Source organism: Plantibacter flavus, from assembly GCF_051487245.1.
GTDB classification, from domain to species: Bacteria; Actinomycetota; Actinomycetes; order Actinomycetales; family Microbacteriaceae; genus Plantibacter; species Plantibacter flavus_B.
Genome location: NZ_JAHVDH010000004.1, coordinates 364767 through 380307, shown reverse-complemented (window position 1 = coordinate 380307; position 15541 = coordinate 364767). Strand labels below are relative to the sequence as shown.

The window sequence follows — 15541 nt, the reverse complement described above, 5'->3', positions numbered from 1 at the left end:
GAATTCGCTTGGAGGACAAACACTAACAGCTTACCCGGGCACCCTTCGAGCGCTCTCAGGGATGACCCTGAGAGCGCCCGAACGGTGACGCCTATGGTGCCGTTGAATCGACGATGTCCGCGGTCCCAGCCGGCGACGACGACGAGGTCCCGCTCGAGCACACGACAGCGTAGGTGATGCTCAGCTGGCCCGCCGACGACACCCGAATGGACGCGGATGTCGCGCTCGCGGGGAAGATGTTGTTCTCCGGCGCGTTCGGGAACGTGACCCCGGCTCCAGAGGCTGCCACCTGGTAGCCCGTGACGGTGGTACCGGCGGGGCAGCTCACAGCCAGCCAGTTCACCGTCAGGTCGACCGTTCCGCCGCCCTTCGGCAGCTCGATCTGTCCGGAATCGTTGTAGTTCCCGTCGATCTTCGGAGCCTCGGTCGGAGGGTTGATCACAGCGATCTCACCGTAGACCGTGAGGGTGATGGCCGAGCCGGTCTTGACGTTGCCGGTCGGGTTGACGTCGTAGACGGTGTCGACCTGTTCCGGCGTCGTCGCGGCGTTGCCGACGTTCTTCGAGACGCTGAAGTTGTACGGCGCCGCACTGAAGATCGTGTTCAGTTCCTCGAAAGAACGACCCTGGAGGTCGCTCAGGTTGATGGGGAACACCGTGGGCGTGGGCGTCGGTGTCGGCGTGGGTGTCGAGGACTTCGTGGGTGTCGAGGACTTCGTCGGCGACGGAGTGTTGCCGCCAGCGTCGTTCCCCTGGTTCGCGAAGACCGCGATGAGCGAGCCCACGAGCACGATCACGAGCAGCGCGACGAGACCGATGAGCGGCCAGGTCCACTTGCTGCGCTTCTTCTTCTCGCCTTCGCCCTCGACGTCATCCCCGAGCTGCTCCGCCTCCGCGGCGGACAGCAGCTGCGTGGTGGCGTCGTCGGCTGCCGGCATGCGGCGCGTCTGATCCATGACCGTCGTCGCCGCCTCACCGGCACCGCCGAGGATCATCGGGACGGCGGCCGCGGCAGCGTTGAGGTCGCCACGACGCAGCGCCTGAGCGGCACGGGCGACGTGGGCGGAGGACGCGGGGCGGTCGACCGGGTTCTTCGCGATCATCGACATGACGAAGCGGCGGACCGGCTCCGCGATCGTGACGGGGAGCTCCGGCGGTGCCTCGTTGATCTGAGCCATCGCGATGGCCACCTGCGACTCGCCCGTGAACGGGCGACGGCCCGCGAGGCACTCGTAGGCGACGATACCGAGCGAGTAGATGTCGGTCGACGGCGAAGCAGGGTGACCGCTCGCCTGCTCGGGCGACAGGTACTGCACGGTGCCCATCACCTGACCGGTGGCCGTCAGCGGCACCTGGTCGGCGATGCGGGCGATGCCGAAGTCGGTGATCTTGACGCGGCCGTCCGGCGTGATCAGCAGGTTGCCCGGCTTGATGTCGCGGTGGACGAGGCCGGCGGCGTGGGCGGCCTGCAGCGCCGACGAGGTCTGCGCGACGATGTCGAGCACCTTGTCCGTCGGGAGGACGCGTTCGCGCTCCAGGACGGTCGACAGGGCTTCGCCGGGGACGAGCTCCATGACGAGGAACGCGCTGCCGTCCTCCTCGCCGTAGTCGAAGACGTTCGCGATGCCCTCGTGGTTCACGAGTGCGGCGTGGCGCGCTTCAGCGCGGAACCGCTCGAGGAACCCGGGGTCCCCCATGTACTCGTCCTTGAGGATCTTGATGGCGATGGTGCGGCCGATGACGAGGTCTGTGGCCTGCCACACCTCGCCCATTCCACCGATCGCAATACGAGATTGCAGTTCGTAGCGTCCCCCGAAGGTCAGCCCGGCTGTCGGTCTCATTTATTCAGCACCGCCTCTAGTACTTTCTTCGCGATCGGCGCGGCCACGAGGTTGCCGTAACCGTCCTGTCCGAGTCCACCGCCATCTTCAACAACGACCGCCACAGCGACCTTCGGGTCGTCTGCAGGCGCAAATCCGGTGAACCACAGCGTGTAGGGATCGTCTGATCCGTTCTGCGCCGTGCCTGTCTTTCCGGCCACTTCGACCCCGTCTATTCTTGCATTAGTCGCAGCACCGCTCTGGACGCCCTGGACCATGATGTCGGTGATCTGCTGCGCCACGTCGCCCGAGATCGGCTGCGACAACTCTGCCGGCTCGAACTCCTTGAGCACACTCAGATCCGGGTTCACGACGCGGTTCACCATCTGCGGATTGCAGACGATCCCACCGTTCGCGATCCCGGCCGAGACCATCGCCATCTGCAGCGCGGAAGCGCGCACGGTGTACTGGCCGAACGCGGCCATCGCCGTCTGATCGTCGCTCAACGCGTTCGGGAAGGTGCTCTGCTGCATGGCCAGGGGGGTCAGGCCGGTGCCGGTGATGTTGATGTCCATGTTGAAGCCGAACTTCTGCGCCATGTCACGGATCTTCTCGTAGCCGAGCTCGACCCCGAGCTCGGCGAGCGGGATGTTGCAGCTGAGCTCGACCGCGGTCGCGATCGACACGGTCGCACCGCCGCCGCAGCTCCCGCCCTCGGAGTTGCGGATGACGGTGCTGGTGCCGGGCAGCGTGTACGTCGCCGGGTTCGGGAACTGCGATTCCGGTGTGTAGTCGCCGGAGGCGAACGCCGCTGCAGCGGTGATGAGCTTGAAGGTCGACCCCGGCGGGTCGAGGTCGCCGTCGACGCCCTTGTTCAGCAGGGGCTGGCGATCGTCGTCGTCGAGCGTGCGGTACGCATCGAGCACGGTCGCGTTGTCGTGGCTCGCGAGGACGTTCGGGTCGTAACCGGGGCTCGAGACGGAGGCCAGGATCTTGCCGGTCTTCGGTTCGATCGCGACGATGGCCCCTTCGAGGTCGCCGAGTGCGTCGAACGCCGCCTGCTGCACGACGGGGTCGATCGTGACCTCGACCGCTGCGCCCTTCGGCTGCTGACCCGAGATGAGTCGGTTGATCGAGTCGAGGAACTGCGAGTTCGACGTGCCGCTCAGGTACTCGTTCGTCGCGAGCTCGAGGCCGGAGGAACCCTGGGTGGGTGAGAAGAACCCGGTGATCGGCGCGTACAGCGGACCGTTCGCGTAGACCCGCTGGTACTTGTACTCGTCGTCGCTCGCGACCGATGATGCGATCGCGGTGCCGTCCGTCAGCAGGATCGGCCCTCGCTCGGTGCGGTAGCTGTCGTAGAGCGTGCGCGTGTTGCGGCCGTCGGCGTTCAACGAGTCGGCCTGGATCATCTGGATGACCGTGGTCGATCCGAACAGCGCCAGGAACATCGCGATGACGACGATGCTGACGCGCTTCAACTCACGATTCATGTCACCACCGGCTTCGGCTGGGTCCGGACCGTGTCGGAGACGCGCAGGAGCACGGCGACGATGATCCAGTTCGCGACGAGTGACGAACCGCCCGCGGCGAGGAACGGGGTCGTGAGACCGGTGAGCGGGATGATCCGCGTGACACCGCCCACGACGATGAAGACCTGGAGAGCGACCGTGAACGACAGTCCGACGGCGAGCAGCTTGCCGAAGTCGTCGGTGCCCGCATAGCCGATGCGGAAGCCGCGTGACACGAACAGCAGGTAGAGCGCGAAGATGGCGAACAGCCCGGCGAGACCGAGCTCCTCACCGAGGCTGGCGATGATGTAGTCGCTCTGCGGAACCGGGGTGATCTCCGGCATCCCCTGCCCGAGGCCGGTGCCGATGAGCCCGCCGTGCGCGAGCCCGAAAATGCCCTGGACGAGCTGGTAGCTCCCGCCGTCGCGGTCGAACACCTCCGGGTTGAACGCGTCCCACCAGTTGTGGAAGCGCCCGGCGACGTACGAGAGCGTCTGTCCCGCGATGAACGCGCCCGCGAAGAACATCGTCAGGCCGATGATGACCCAACTCGCCCGACTCGTCGCGACGTACAGCATCACGAGGAACATGCCGAAGTACAGCAGGCCGGTTCCGAGGTCGCGCTGGAAGACGATGACGCCCATCGCCATGGCCCAGACGACGAGGATGGGCCCGAGGTCGCGGAGGCGCGGGAACTGGAGACCGAGGAACTTCTTGCCGACCATCGAGAGGCTGTCCCGCGTGCGGACCAGGTAGCCGGCGAAGAACACCGCGAGGGCGATCTTCGCGATCTCGCCCGGCTGGAACGTGACGGCGTCGCCGATGCCGATCCACACGCGGGCACCGTTCACCTCGCGGCCGATTCCCGGCAGGAGCGGCAGCAGGAGCAGGGCGAACGCGACGAGACCGGCGATGTAGGTGTACTTGAACAGCACGCGGTGGTTGCGGATGATCAGCAGCACGGCGATGGCGCAGCCGATCGCGAGCGCGCTCCACACCATCTGCCGGACCGCGGCGCTCGCCCAGCCGGAATCGCCCAGCGCGATGTCGATCCGATAGATCTCGGCGATGCCGATTCCGCCGAGGACCGTCGCGATCGGCAGCAGGAACGGGTCGGCCTCCGCTGCCGTGTACCGCAGCACGATGTGCAGTGCGAGCACGAGGAGGGAGAGCCCGGACCCGAAGGTGATGAGCGCGAAATCGAGGTGACCCAGTGCGCCGAGCTGCACGAGCATGACCGCGACGGCATTGATCGCGAAGGCGAAGATCAGGAGTGCGAGCTCGAGGTTGCGGAGCTTCTTCGGGAGCCGGAGGCGCCGCATCGTGCGGATGACGCCCGTGTCGGCCTGGATGGGTGCGGCGACGTCATTGGTCATCGGTCACCCGCAATCGCTTCACGATGTCGAGGGCTTCGGCGAAGGACGAGGCGCTGATCGTCTGGTCGACGGCCTGGCGGTCGAAGTCGGAGAGCGAACCGAGGGGGATCCCGGTGTCCTCCTTGACGCTCGAGAGCTGAATCGGCCCGATGTCCTGCTGGATGCCCTGATAGATGACGACCGTGTCGGTGTCACCGCCGACGAAGTACCGGGTCTGGGTCCACGCGTAGCCGAGCGCGACACCGCCGACGATCGCGACGATGACGACGATGAGTCCGACGAGCCAGGTGATTCGGCGGCGCCTGGCCCGGCGCTCGTCCTCCTCGATGAGTTCGTCGAGGTAGTCCTCTGAGGCGGACTCGAAGTGCGAGTTGCCGAGTGACGTCGGGCGGCCCGGGTGCAGCCAGCTGTTCGGGATGAGCGAAGGCTTCTTCACCGAGGGTGTGAGCGCGAACGCGACCGGCTTGGAAGCCGATCCGACCACCACGGCCTCACCCTCGGAGACCGGCGCGTCGACGATGTCGACGACCACGACGGTGACGTTGTCGGGGGCGCCGCGGTCGAGGCTCTGACGCACGAGCTTCTCAGCGGTCCGCTGAGCTGGCAGCGCCTCTTTCAGCGTCGCGGCGATGTGGCTCTCGTCGACGACGCCGGACAGGCCGTCGGAACAGAGCATCCAGCGGTCGCCCGGCTGAGTGCCGAGGGTCATCGTGTCGATCTCGGGGGAGGCGTCGACGTCGCCGAGCACGCGCATCAGGACGGAACGGCGCGGGTGCACCATCGCCTCCTCGAGCGTGATGCGACCGGAGTCGACGAGGCGCTGCACGAAGGTGTGGTCGACGGTGATCTGGCTGAGTTCACCCTCACGGAACAGGTAGATGCGGGAGTCGCCGATGTGGGCGATCGCGACCTCGTTGCCGATGACGGCGAGGGCGGAGACCGTCGTACCCATGCCGGTCAGCTCGCGGTGCTTCGAGACCGTGTCGCCGAGGATCGAGTTCGCGGCGAGGATCGCGGCCTGCAGTGTCGCCTCGGCGGCCTCCGACGACGGGTACGGTTCGTCGGCCTCGATGATGCGGTTCAGGGCCATCGCGGAAGCGACGTCGCCCCCCGCATGACCACCCATGCCGTCGGCGACGACGAACAGCTGATGCCCGGCATACCCGGAATCCTGGTTGTTGGAGCGCACTTTACCCACGTGGGAGAGCGCTGCGCCGGCGCCGCTGGTCGTCACCGGGGTTACCGCCGCAGCTCGAAACTGGTCTGGCCGACCTTGACAGGGGTGTCGAGCGGGATCTGGGTCGGCACGCTCACGCGCTTGCCGGCGAGGAAGGTGCCGTTGGTGGAGTCGAGGTCTTGGACCATCCACTCGTCGTTCCACAGCATCAGGCGGGCGTGGTGGGTCGAGGTGTAGTCGTCGCGGATGATGAGGCCGGAGTCGGCCGAGCGGCCGATGGTGATGGGCTCTCGACCGAGCGCCAGTTCGGTGCCCTGCTTCGGGCCGGAGACGATGACGAGGCGGGTGGTGTTATGCACGGTCGCCTGCTGGGTGCCGCCCGAGGGGGCCTGCGCGGGTCGGGTCGGCGCCGGCGCGGCGCGCATGGGCTGCGGTGGCGTCGGCGGCGCGTCGGAACCGGCCTGCGGTTGCGTCTTGCGGGCGCGAGGGCCGAACAGGTCGGTGCGGAGGGCGTAGACGATGCCGAAGACGAACATCCAGAGCAGGAGCAGGAAGCCGATGCGGAGGACCAGCAGGGTCAGTTCGCTCACGCGCCGTCCCCCCACGAGTCGAAGGACGAGACGTCGTGGCGACGGGTGGCGTCGCTCATGCCGCGGTCGTCGGCGCCGGCCTGCGCGACGACGCGGAAGACGATGCGCGTGCGGCCGATCTCGATGACGGAGTCGGGGGAGAGGGCGGCTTGGCGGAACGACTGACCGTTGAGCTTGGACCCGTTCGTGGAGCCGAGATCGCGAGCCTGGCCGGCGTTGCCGTCCCAGAGGATCTCGACGTGCTTCCGTGAGGTGCCGGTGTCGTTGATCGTGATGTCCGCCTCGGTGCCACGGCCGATGACCGTGCGCGCCTGCGTGATGGGGTACCGCTTGCCGCCGATGTCGAGGACCGGCGCCCAGGAGACGGTGCCCTTCACATTGACGCTGTCGATCTGGACGAGGCCGTCGGGGAGAGAGCGGTCACCGGACAGCTTGATGGAGACGGCGCCGGGGAAGGAGTACCCCTGGCTCTTCGCGTGCTTCTGCACCAGCGAGATCAGTTCGTCGATGAGCGAGGGACCGATGTTGCTCATGCGCTCGAAATCGGTCGGGGACATCCGCACGGTGAACTTGTTGGGGACGAGGATGCGGTCGCGCGAGACCACGGCCGCCTTGGTGTCGAGTTCGCGCCGGAGCGCGCTCGTGATCTCGACCGGCTGGAGTCCGGACTTGAAGGTCTTCGCGAAGGCGCCATTGACGGCGCGTTCGAGTCCCTTCTCGAAGTTGTCCAGAATGCCCACGGTCTCTCGATTCGTGTCGGTGTCCAGGCAATGTTAGACGGTTTGCCTGGACACGAGGCCAATCGACGCGTGTCCCGAGGTGAGGTGTTCATGTGCCCGACTTCAGGACATCGGCCCTGCAACAGGGCACCGTGCCCGGATTCGTGCTGCTCTCGAGCGGTTCTCCGGTGTTCTCCACGCGGGGATTGCCGTGCTATCCTCGATAAGTTGCCGCGAGAGCGGTGACGTCTGGTGTTCGCGCGAGTGGCGGAATTGGCAGACGCGCTGGCTTCAGGTGCCAGTGCTCGAAAGGGCGTGCGGGTTCAAGTCCCGCCTCGCGCACCAGTGCTGATGAAGATCAGTTGTGAAGAAGGCCCCCGAGTCATCGGGGGCCTTCGTCGTTTCCACGACGGGAGGTGACGTCTCATGCCGCACGGTCGCGGACGCGCTGCACCTCCAGGACGGCGACGGCGAGGACGACAGCGGAGGCCGTGCCGACCACGGTCACGATCGGCAGTGCGGCTGATGCGAGGACGAGTGCCGCAGCCGCGAGGAAGAGGGCCGACGCGGTCGTCGTGATCTTGCCGCGAAGCAGCACCAGCCACAGCGCGACCATGAACACGGTGACGGGGACGGTGAGCGCGAATGAGGCCTCCGTCGCGGTGAGATGCTCGCCGGCTTCGGTGAGGAGGTCGAGCTCGACCTCGATCCCTGCTGAGACCGCACCTGCTCCGGCGAAGACGAAGTAGTGCGCGTAGCCGAAGACGAAGCCGTGCCGGAGCGAGTCCAAGCGATCGGTCTGCTCGCGGCTGAAGTACATCCACCACATGCCCGCGGCGAGGACGACCCCGGCGACGGCGAGCCCGACGAGGCCGTCGATGTGCTCGCCGGAGTTGTTCGCGTCGATGATCGCGTTCGCCGACCCGAGCAGGCTCTCACCGAGGAGGATGAGGGTGAAGAGGCCGTAGCGCTCAGCAACGTGGTGTGGGTGCCAGGGGGTGTGGTGGGCGCGTTCGGCCCACACGGGGACGAGGATCTCGAGGAGGAGCGCCGGCCAGAAGGTCCAGAACTGCCCCTCCGCCGGAAGCGCGAGCCGTGCGACCCACAGCAGCTGCACGATGCTGATGCCGGTGGCGAACCGGATCGCCACCGCCCGCTGTTCCGGGTCGGAGATCGCGAGCCGAACCCATTGCGCCACCATCGCGAGGCGCATGATGACGTAGCCGAACGTGACGACTGCCCAGTCGCCCTCCGCCATCGCGTCGTGCACGCCGGCGGCGAGCACGAGCACGCCGCCCATCTGCACGATGGTGGTCAGTCGGTACAACCAGTCGTCTGTGTCGAAGGCCGATGCGAACCAGGTGAAGTTCAGCCATGCCCACCAGATCGCGAAGAAGACCATCGCGTAGGTGACCGCGGTCTCCACCGCGTGCCCCTCGACGATGCCGTGGTGGAGGTTCTGCGACGCCTGGGACACCGCGACCACGAACACGAGGTCGAAGAGCAGCTCCAGGGGGCTCGCGACGCGATGACCTTCGCGGGGATCGCGCCCCGACATGCGGATGAGGCCCAGTCTGTTCAACACGAGTCCATCTTGCCGCGTGCAGCGAATCGTCGGTGGATGCATTCGACGCGGCCTCCCGGCGATGCCGGATGCATGGGGTGAGCTACCCGGCGGTCGGAGGTTCCCAGAGCTCGACGGGCAGGCCCTCGGGGTCATGGATGCGTGCGAAGCGACCGTAGTCCTCGGCGTCCCACTCTGCGCGACGTTCGACCACGATTCCTGCTGCTTCGAGCGATGCGACGAGCTCGTCGAGGTCCGAGACGCGCAGGTTGAGCATGAACTGCTGATCGGCTGCAAAATAGTCGCTGTCGGCTGGGAAGGGCGCGAAGAGCGTCGCTCCGGCCTCCTGCTCCCAGACGCCCGCGTCGCCCGAACCGATACCGAGATGCTCGCGATACCAGGTGGCCCGTGCCTCGGGGTCCGCGCTGCGGAAGAACAGTCCACCGATTCCATTCACGCCCATCGTGCACCTCCAACCCGGACCGTTCATCGCCGGTCGCGGCCTCCAGTATCCGCCCGGACGGGCCTCGATGGAGATTGCAGTAGTCGACACATGCCGCATATGCTGGGATAGGCAAGGCAGCCCTAACTTCGTACCCGACACCTCGGTGTGCGTCGGCGACGCCTGTGCGACGCCGGATCACCCGCGAAGGCTGCAACCCACCACCCTCGCCTCCCAGGCCGACGCCGATCCAGGTCCCACCATGCCCCAGACGTACGCAGCACGCTCCGACGTGCGCACGACCCAGCGCCTGCCGATGAGCGGTGCTCGGTGTCACGGATGAGCATGAAGCCCGCGATGAGCGGTGAGCACCTGGTGCTCCGCTACGGCAAGACGCTCGTCGTCGACGACGTCTCCCTCGCACTCGAACCCGGCCGTGTCACGGCGCTCGTGGGCCCGAACGGGAGCGGGAAGTCGACGCTGCTGCGCGCCCTCGCACGACTGCACCGGGTGGACGAGGGGACGGTGACCCTCGCCGACGGCGATGCCGCCCGCTCGGCCTCCCTCCTCAGCGCTCGACAGTTCGCGCAAGAGGTCACGCTGTTCGCGCAGTCCCGTCCCGCACCGCAGGGCCTGACCGTGCGCGAAGTCGTCGCGTTCGGACGCCACCCCTACCGGCGCGGCTTCGCCGGACTGAGCGCCGCCGACCGCACGGCGATCGACCGCGCACTGCGAGCCACCGGTGTCCACGACATGGCGCAGCGCCCGGTCGGCGAGCTGTCGGGCGGCGAAGTGCAGCGCGTGTGGCTCGCGGCTTGCGTCGCCCAGGAGACCGGCGTCGTCCTCCTCGACGAGCCGACGAACCACCTCGACCTCCGCTACCAGGTGGAGACGCTCGACCTGGTCCGTGACCTCGTCGACGAGCACGGCGTGGCGGTCGGCATCGTGTTGCACGACCTCGACCATGCCGCCCGAGTCGCGGACCATCTGCTCCTCCTGTCGGCGGGCCGCATCCACGCGTCCGGTCGGCCGGTCGACGTCCTCACCGCCGAGAACATCACCGCGGTCTACGAGATCGCCGTCGAGGTCGCCCTCGACCCACGCACCAACCACCTGCGAATCGACCCCGTCGGTCGTCACGCGAACCGCACGGCGCGCACCGCCGACACCCCCGGCGAGGCCGAGCCTGCGCTCCACACCCCCACCCGAGAGGACCACCAATGATCCGCGCCCGTTCCTTCGCGACCGCAGCGGCGACGCTCGCCGTCGCCGCGCTCACCCTCACCGCCTGCGGCACGACCACGGTCGATGACGCCGCCGACGTCGCCACTGCGACCTCCGAGAGCTGTGCCGCCGACACGACGACCACCGCCACCGGTGCGATCTCGATGACCGACGGCGTCGGTCGCACGGTCGAGCTGGTCAAACCGGCCGAGCGTATTGCCGTGCTCGAGTGGCAGCAGATCGAGGACGCGCTCACCCTGTGCGTCACGCCCGTGGCCGTGTCCGACGCCGCGGGCTACGCCACCTATGTGAGCGCCGAGACGATCCCCGACGGTGTCGTCGACATCGGCACCCGTGGCGAGCCCGACATGGACGCCCTCTACGCGACGGACCCCGACCTCATCATCATCGAGGCGTACAGCGCCGACGACGAACTCATTGCACAGCTCGAGGAGCGCGGCGTCCCCGTGCTCGCCACCGTGGGTGCCGACGGCGCGGACCCGATCGGCAACATGAAGGACGTCTTCTCCATGATCGCGGAGGCGACCGGCCGTGGCGACCGCGCAGCAGCGGTGCTCGACGAGTTCGACGCACACCTCGCGAGCGCCAAGGAGACGGTGCAGGCCGTGGACCTGCCCACCACCGACTTCCTCTTCTTCGACGGATGGATCGAGGGAGGCAACGTCGTCATCCGCCCCTATGGCCAGGGGGCGCTCTTCACCGCGCTCGGTGAGGAGCTCGGTCTGACCGGTGCCTGGACCGACGAGATCGACGCCTCGTACGGCAGCGGAGGCGTCGACCCCGCGTACGGGCTCGGCCAGACCGACATCGAGGGACTCACCGCGGTCGGCTCCGCGAACCTCTTCTACTCGAGCGATGAAGCAGCCGACGGCTACGTCGCCGAGTTCGAGAAGAGCCCGATCTGGACCGCACTGCCCGCCGTGCAGGAGGGCCGCGCGCACGCGTTCCCGGCCGGCGTCTGGGGTGCCGGTGGCCCGCTCTCCAACCAGCAGGCGATCGACGCGTACGTCGACATCATCACCCAGCAGGGTTGAGCACGCCGACCCGCATCGTGACACCCCGCGCGGGGACCGATCGTCAGGGTGCCCCTGACGTCGGTCTCCGTGGTGGGGCGAGCGGCGTGGCCGTGCTGGCCGTGCTGCTCGTCGCCGTCACGGTGGTGGGCTTGTGGCATCTGACCCAGGGCACCTCCGGTGTCGGTGTGCTCGACCTGCTCCGTCTCGCCGGTGGCGCGCAGGAGAACGTGGGCGGTGTCCCGGTCGGTGATGTGCTGGCGGGCTCCCGCCTCCCGCGCCTCCTCGCCGGAGTGGCCGTCGGATTCGCGCTCGGTGTCGCCGGTGCGCTCCTCCAATCGATCTCGCGGAACGCACTCGCCTCGCCCGACACCCTCGCGGTGACGGCCGGTGCGTACTTCGCGCTCACCGCCGTCGCCGCCTTCGGACTGTCCGTCCCGCTCTGGGCCTCCGGCGGCGTCGCGTTCGTCGGTGGACTCCTCTCGGCCGCACTGGTCCTCGGCCTCGCCGGCCGTTCCGCCGGCTCGGGGACGACCCGCCTCATCCTCGCCGGCTCCGCGACGGCGATGGCGCTCGACGCCGCGACAGCCATGCTGCTCATCCTCTTCAAGCAGAACACCACGGGACTGTTCGCCTGGGGGAGCGGTTCGCTCGCGCAGCTGAACCTCGACGCCTCCGTGCGAGCAGCACCCGTCATCATCGTCGCGCTCGCCGCGGCGCTCCTGCTGGCCCGCCGCCTCGACGTGCTCGGGCTCGGCGACGACACCGCGTTCTCGCTGGGCGTCCCGATCCGCTCGACCCGCGTCGTCGCCGTGGTCGTCGCGGTAGTTCTCACGAGCATCTCGGTGACCCTCGCCGGTCCGATCGCCTTCGTCGGGCTCGGTGCGCCAGTGCTCGCCCGTCTGCTCGCGAGCCGTCTGCCGGTACTGCACCGGCACATCTTCCTCATCCCGGTGTCGGGCCTGCTCGGTGCACTCCTGATCCTGCTGGCAGACGCGACCCTGCGAGCCATCCTCGGAGCCGAGGGTGCCTCGTCGATCCCCACCGGCATCCCGACGGCTGTGCTCGGTGCGGTCGTCATCGTGATCCTCGCGCTGCGATTGCGTGACTCCGGCCCGATCCGGCAGCCGCCGCAGGCGCGTGGCGGGCTGCGGACACGACGACGGTTCGTCGTCGTGATGGCGGTCGCGGTCGCGCTGCTGGTGGTCGCGGCGGTCATCGGTCTGCTCGCGGGAAGCCTCTGGCTGAAGACGGGCGACGTCGCGCTGTGGCTCAACGGAACGGCACCCGACCTCATCGGCCGTGCACTGGACGATCGCACTCCACGCGTCCTCGCGGCACTCCTCGCGGGCGCCGCGCTCGCGCTCGCCGGCTGCGTCGTGCAGAGCACGGTGCGGAACCCGCTCGCCGAGCCGGGCATCCTCGGCATCACCGCCGGCGCGGGACTCGGTGCCGTGCTCGTCGTCACGATGCTCGGTGGAGCACGCCCGCTCCTCATCGTCATGGCGATCGTGACGGGTCTCGCGACCTTCGGTCTGATCGCGCTCCTCGCCTGGCGCGGGGGCCTCCTGCCCGATCGCTTCGTCCTCATCGGGATCGGCTGCGGCTACGGCCTGAGTGCGGTGACGACGTTCCTGCTGCTGCGGTCGGATCCGTGGAACACTCCTCGGATCCTGACCTGGCTGTCGGGCACCACGTACGGACGCACACTGCCTGACGTCGCTCCGGTGGCGATCGCCCTCGTCATCGCCGTGCCGCTGCTGTTCGGCATGCGTCGCCAGCTCGACCTCCTCGCGATCGATGAGGACACGCCGAGGATCCTCGGGGTGCGGCTCGAGCGCACGCGACTCGGTGTCCTCGCCATCGCCGCCGTCCTCGCGGCACTCAGTGTGGTCGCGATCGGCGCGGTCGGGTTCGTCGGTCTCGTCGCACCGCACCTGGCGCGCGGTCTCGTCGGCGCTCGCCACAACCGCATCATCCCGGTGTCCATGCTGCTCGGCGCGCTCCTCGTCTGCGTCGCGGACACCCTCGGCCGGACGCTGATCGCTCCCGCTCAGATCCCCGCTGGACTCATGATCGCGCTGATCGGCGCGCCGTACTTCGTCTGGCTGCTCCGCCGTTCGCGCGAGTGACGCTCCCGTTCGCTCGGATCAGGGCGGACCAGACGGCGGTGGAGTGATATTTCGCCCGGAATCGAGCCTTCTGGTTCAGAATGGGGTCGAGCCCGGACCCCGCTCACCGATGTTCGGCGTTGGGAGGAGGCTCAACCATGGAAGACCAGCCGCGTGAAGTGGTGCGCCAGCTGTTGGAGCGGGCGCGATCTGACTGGCGCGGGATCGAGTTCGTCGTCTACGTGCACCCCGACCGCTTGGAGATGCTCGCGGACCCGACCACGGGCGACGTCTCGGACGACGATCCGACGCTGCGGACGTTCATGGGCGCCGACCTGCGCGCCTGGGACACGGCGATGAACAACCCGCCGGCGATCGACGAGGTACACGTGAGTCCGTTCTACGGTCGCGTGCTCCCCGAAGGGATCCCGGCCTACTTCGTGTCGCTGGGCGTCGAGCCTCCCCTGTGAGGGCGCGCGTGAGTCACCGCCTTCAGAAGCTGAGGCGCCGCTCGACCACGTCTCGTGCAACGTCGGCGAGCGGGCGTCGTGTGCTTCTGGCGTGCTTCCGGAGGCGATCGAACGCCTCCTCCACGGAGACGGAGGCCATGAAGGCGATGACGCCTTTCGCCTGTTCGATGGTGACCCGCGACTGCAGGGCGAGCTCGAGCTGCTCTCGGGTCGCATCGCCCGCGCGGACGGTGCGCTCGTGGAGGATACCGATCGTCGCGACGTCCGCCATCGCCTGAGCGGCTCGGGTCTCGTAGTCGTCGAGCCTGGACGGCTTCGAGCGGAAGAGATTGAGCGTTCCGATCGTGACCTTCCGCAGCCGCAGCGGGACGGCGAAGACGGAGTTGAAGCCCTCGCTGGACGCGAGCCTCCCGAAACGTGACCAGCGCGAGAGTTCTGCGGAGATGTCCGGCACGACGACGGGCACACCGAGACGATAGCTGTCGACGCAGGGCCCTTCCTCGGCGCTCAGCTGGATGACCTCGACCAGACGGCCGGCCTCGCTGGTCGATGCGACGAGTTCGAGCTCCCCACCGGCGTCGGCGAGCAGGATTCCAGCGGCATCGACGTCGAGGAGTTCGACGCTCGACTCGACCAGCGTCTGCAGGAGCTCGAACACGTCGTAGTCGTCGACCAGGGTGTCTGCGAGCGTCGCGAACACCTCGAGGAGTTCGGCGTTCCTGCGACCGGTGCTCATGGTCGGTCTTCGATGGTCGTCTCGTGCAGGACGTAGCCGGTGCGACGCTCGAGGATGTCCTCGGCGACATCGGCCATGGGGCGGTTCTGCGCGTAGGCCTGCGCTTGGATGAACAGGTGGGCGTCGTCTGGTGAGAGTTCGAGCTGGGCGATCACGAAGCCGGCGGCCTGATGGATGCGTCGCCGCGCGTGCGGCTTGAACTCGGAGGGGTCCGGGAGTGCGGCGAGCTCGATCGTCCGTCGCAGCACGTAGCGGGTGAGGGGCCTCGTCAGGCGCATCATCTCGTCGACCAGCTGGGCGCTCAGCGTCCGCTCCTGGACGTCGTAGAGCTCCACGGCTCCGACCTGCAACGGTCCGACTCGCAGTGGGAAGGCGAAGAGCGCACCGACCTGCTGGTTCTTGATGGCGTCCGCGAAGGCCGGCCAGGCGTCGTGGCGGGCGTTCTGGATCGCCGACTCGAGGACCGGTCGCCCGGTTCCCACCGCGTCCCAGCACGGGCCTTCCGTCAGGTCGAACTGCAGTTCGTCGATCACGGCGATCCGTCGGTCACTCGCCGCGATCGTCTCGGCGCTGAGTGCATTGCCGAGTGTGGCGATCGAGACACCGCTCAGAGGGATGAGCTGGAGGATCGGCTCGACCAGCTGGTCGTCGCCGTCGACACGCTCCAGCGCGCTCCTGACGAGGGCGAACGTGTCGCTCATGTCGCCACCTGCTTCCCCACTCGCCCCCGACGCCGATCGAGGCGTCCCTCTCATCGTACGTGTCCTG

At 68.0% G+C, this 15541-nt stretch carries 14 protein-coding genes and 1 tRNA gene; 5 read left to right on the top strand and 10 right to left on the bottom strand.

All coding sequences use genetic code 11. The features are described 5' to 3' along the window. Window positions 1-91: 91 nt before the first annotated feature. The 6 genes from KXS11_RS12070 to KXS11_RS12045 are packed head-to-tail and all read right to left on the bottom strand — an operon-like array spanning window position 92 to window position 7213. Entirely contained in the window at window positions 92-1840 is a 1749-nt protein-coding gene (locus tag KXS11_RS12070) for a protein kinase domain-containing protein (protein WP_437385835.1), read from the bottom strand. Further along, window positions 1837-3312 carry a peptidoglycan D,D-transpeptidase FtsI family protein gene (locus KXS11_RS12065; protein WP_437385834.1) on the bottom strand — a complete coding sequence of 492 codons (1476 nt, stop codon included), beginning with the start codon at window positions 3310-3312 and terminating at the stop codon, window positions 1837-1839. The genes KXS11_RS12070 and KXS11_RS12065 overlap by 4 nt, the downstream gene beginning before the upstream one ends. After that, window positions 3309-4706 carry an FtsW/RodA/SpoVE family cell cycle protein gene (locus tag KXS11_RS12060; RefSeq protein WP_437385833.1) on the bottom strand — a complete coding sequence of 466 codons (1398 nt, stop codon included), beginning with the start codon at window positions 4704-4706 and terminating at the stop codon, window positions 3309-3311. The genes KXS11_RS12065 and KXS11_RS12060 overlap by 4 nt, the downstream gene beginning before the upstream one ends. Continuing rightward, the gene (locus KXS11_RS12055; protein WP_437385832.1) at window positions 4696-5940 is read right to left on the bottom strand and encodes a Stp1/IreP family PP2C-type Ser/Thr phosphatase; all 1245 of its coding nucleotides are present in this window, start codon (window positions 5938-5940) and stop codon (window positions 4696-4698) included. Before KXS11_RS12055 ends, KXS11_RS12060 begins: the two co-directional genes overlap by 11 nt. A 5-nt stretch (window positions 5941-5945) precedes the next feature. Beyond that, window positions 5946-6473, bottom strand: a complete 528-nt coding sequence (locus KXS11_RS12050) for an FHA domain-containing protein FhaB/FipA (RefSeq protein WP_437385831.1) — start codon at window positions 6471-6473, stop codon at window positions 5946-5948. Then, on the bottom strand, window positions 6470-7213 hold the full coding sequence (locus KXS11_RS12045) for an FhaA domain-containing protein (RefSeq protein ID WP_437385830.1): 744 nt from the start codon (window positions 7211-7213) through the stop codon (window positions 6470-6472). Before KXS11_RS12045 ends, KXS11_RS12050 begins: the two co-directional genes overlap by 4 nt. Before the next feature lie 237 nt (window positions 7214-7450). Between KXS11_RS12045 and KXS11_RS12040 the strand changes: the two genes are divergently transcribed. Next, window positions 7451-7537 (top strand) — tRNA-Leu (locus KXS11_RS12040). Between the two features lie 79 nt (window positions 7538-7616). On the opposite strand, the gene KXS11_RS12035 is transcribed toward KXS11_RS12040, so the two are convergent. Together KXS11_RS12035 and KXS11_RS12030 are read right to left on the bottom strand one after the other, a co-directional pair. Next, window positions 7617-8777: a low temperature requirement protein A gene (locus KXS11_RS12035; protein WP_437385829.1), complete on the bottom strand. Its 1161-nt coding sequence runs from the start codon at window positions 8775-8777 to the stop codon at window positions 7617-7619. Window positions 8778-8859: 82 nt separating this feature from the next. Continuing rightward, window positions 8860-9219, bottom strand: a complete 360-nt coding sequence (locus tag KXS11_RS12030) for a VOC family protein (RefSeq protein WP_437385828.1) — start codon at window positions 9217-9219, stop codon at window positions 8860-8862. A gap of 318 nt (window positions 9220-9537) precedes the next feature. On the opposite strand from KXS11_RS12030, the gene KXS11_RS12025 reads away from it, so the two are divergent. The 4 genes from KXS11_RS12025 (at window position 9538) to KXS11_RS12010 (ending at window position 14037) form a co-directional block, all read left to right on the top strand. Beyond that, window positions 9538-10422: an ABC transporter ATP-binding protein gene (locus tag KXS11_RS12025; RefSeq protein ID WP_437385827.1), complete on the top strand. Its 885-nt coding sequence runs from the start codon at window positions 9538-9540 to the stop codon at window positions 10420-10422. Beyond that, entirely contained in the window at window positions 10419-11477 is a 1059-nt protein-coding gene (locus KXS11_RS12020) for an iron-siderophore ABC transporter substrate-binding protein (RefSeq protein WP_437385826.1), read from the top strand. The genes KXS11_RS12025 and KXS11_RS12020 overlap by 4 nt, the downstream gene beginning before the upstream one ends. Continuing rightward, window positions 11474-13588, top strand: a complete 2115-nt coding sequence (locus KXS11_RS12015; protein WP_437385825.1) for an iron ABC transporter permease — start codon at window positions 11474-11476, stop codon at window positions 13586-13588. Before KXS11_RS12020 ends, KXS11_RS12015 begins: the two co-directional genes overlap by 4 nt. Window positions 13589-13725: 137 nt before the next feature. Continuing rightward, entirely contained in the window at window positions 13726-14037 is a 312-nt protein-coding gene (locus tag KXS11_RS12010; protein WP_437385824.1) for a hypothetical protein, read from the top strand. 22 nt (window positions 14038-14059) lie between these two features. On the opposite strand, the gene KXS11_RS12005 is transcribed toward KXS11_RS12010, so the two are convergent. Both KXS11_RS12005 and KXS11_RS12000 read right to left on the bottom strand, forming a co-directional pair. Further along, window positions 14060-14773 (bottom strand): GAF domain-containing protein, encoded by a 714-nt coding sequence (locus KXS11_RS12005; RefSeq protein WP_437385823.1) that lies wholly within the window; start codon window positions 14771-14773, stop codon window positions 14060-14062. Further along, complete coding sequence (locus tag KXS11_RS12000) at window positions 14770-15474, bottom strand: GAF and ANTAR domain-containing protein (protein WP_437385822.1); 705 nt, start codon at window positions 15472-15474, stop codon at window positions 14770-14772. The genes KXS11_RS12005 and KXS11_RS12000 overlap by 4 nt, the downstream gene beginning before the upstream one ends. Between the last annotated feature and the right edge of the window lie 67 nt (window positions 15475-15541).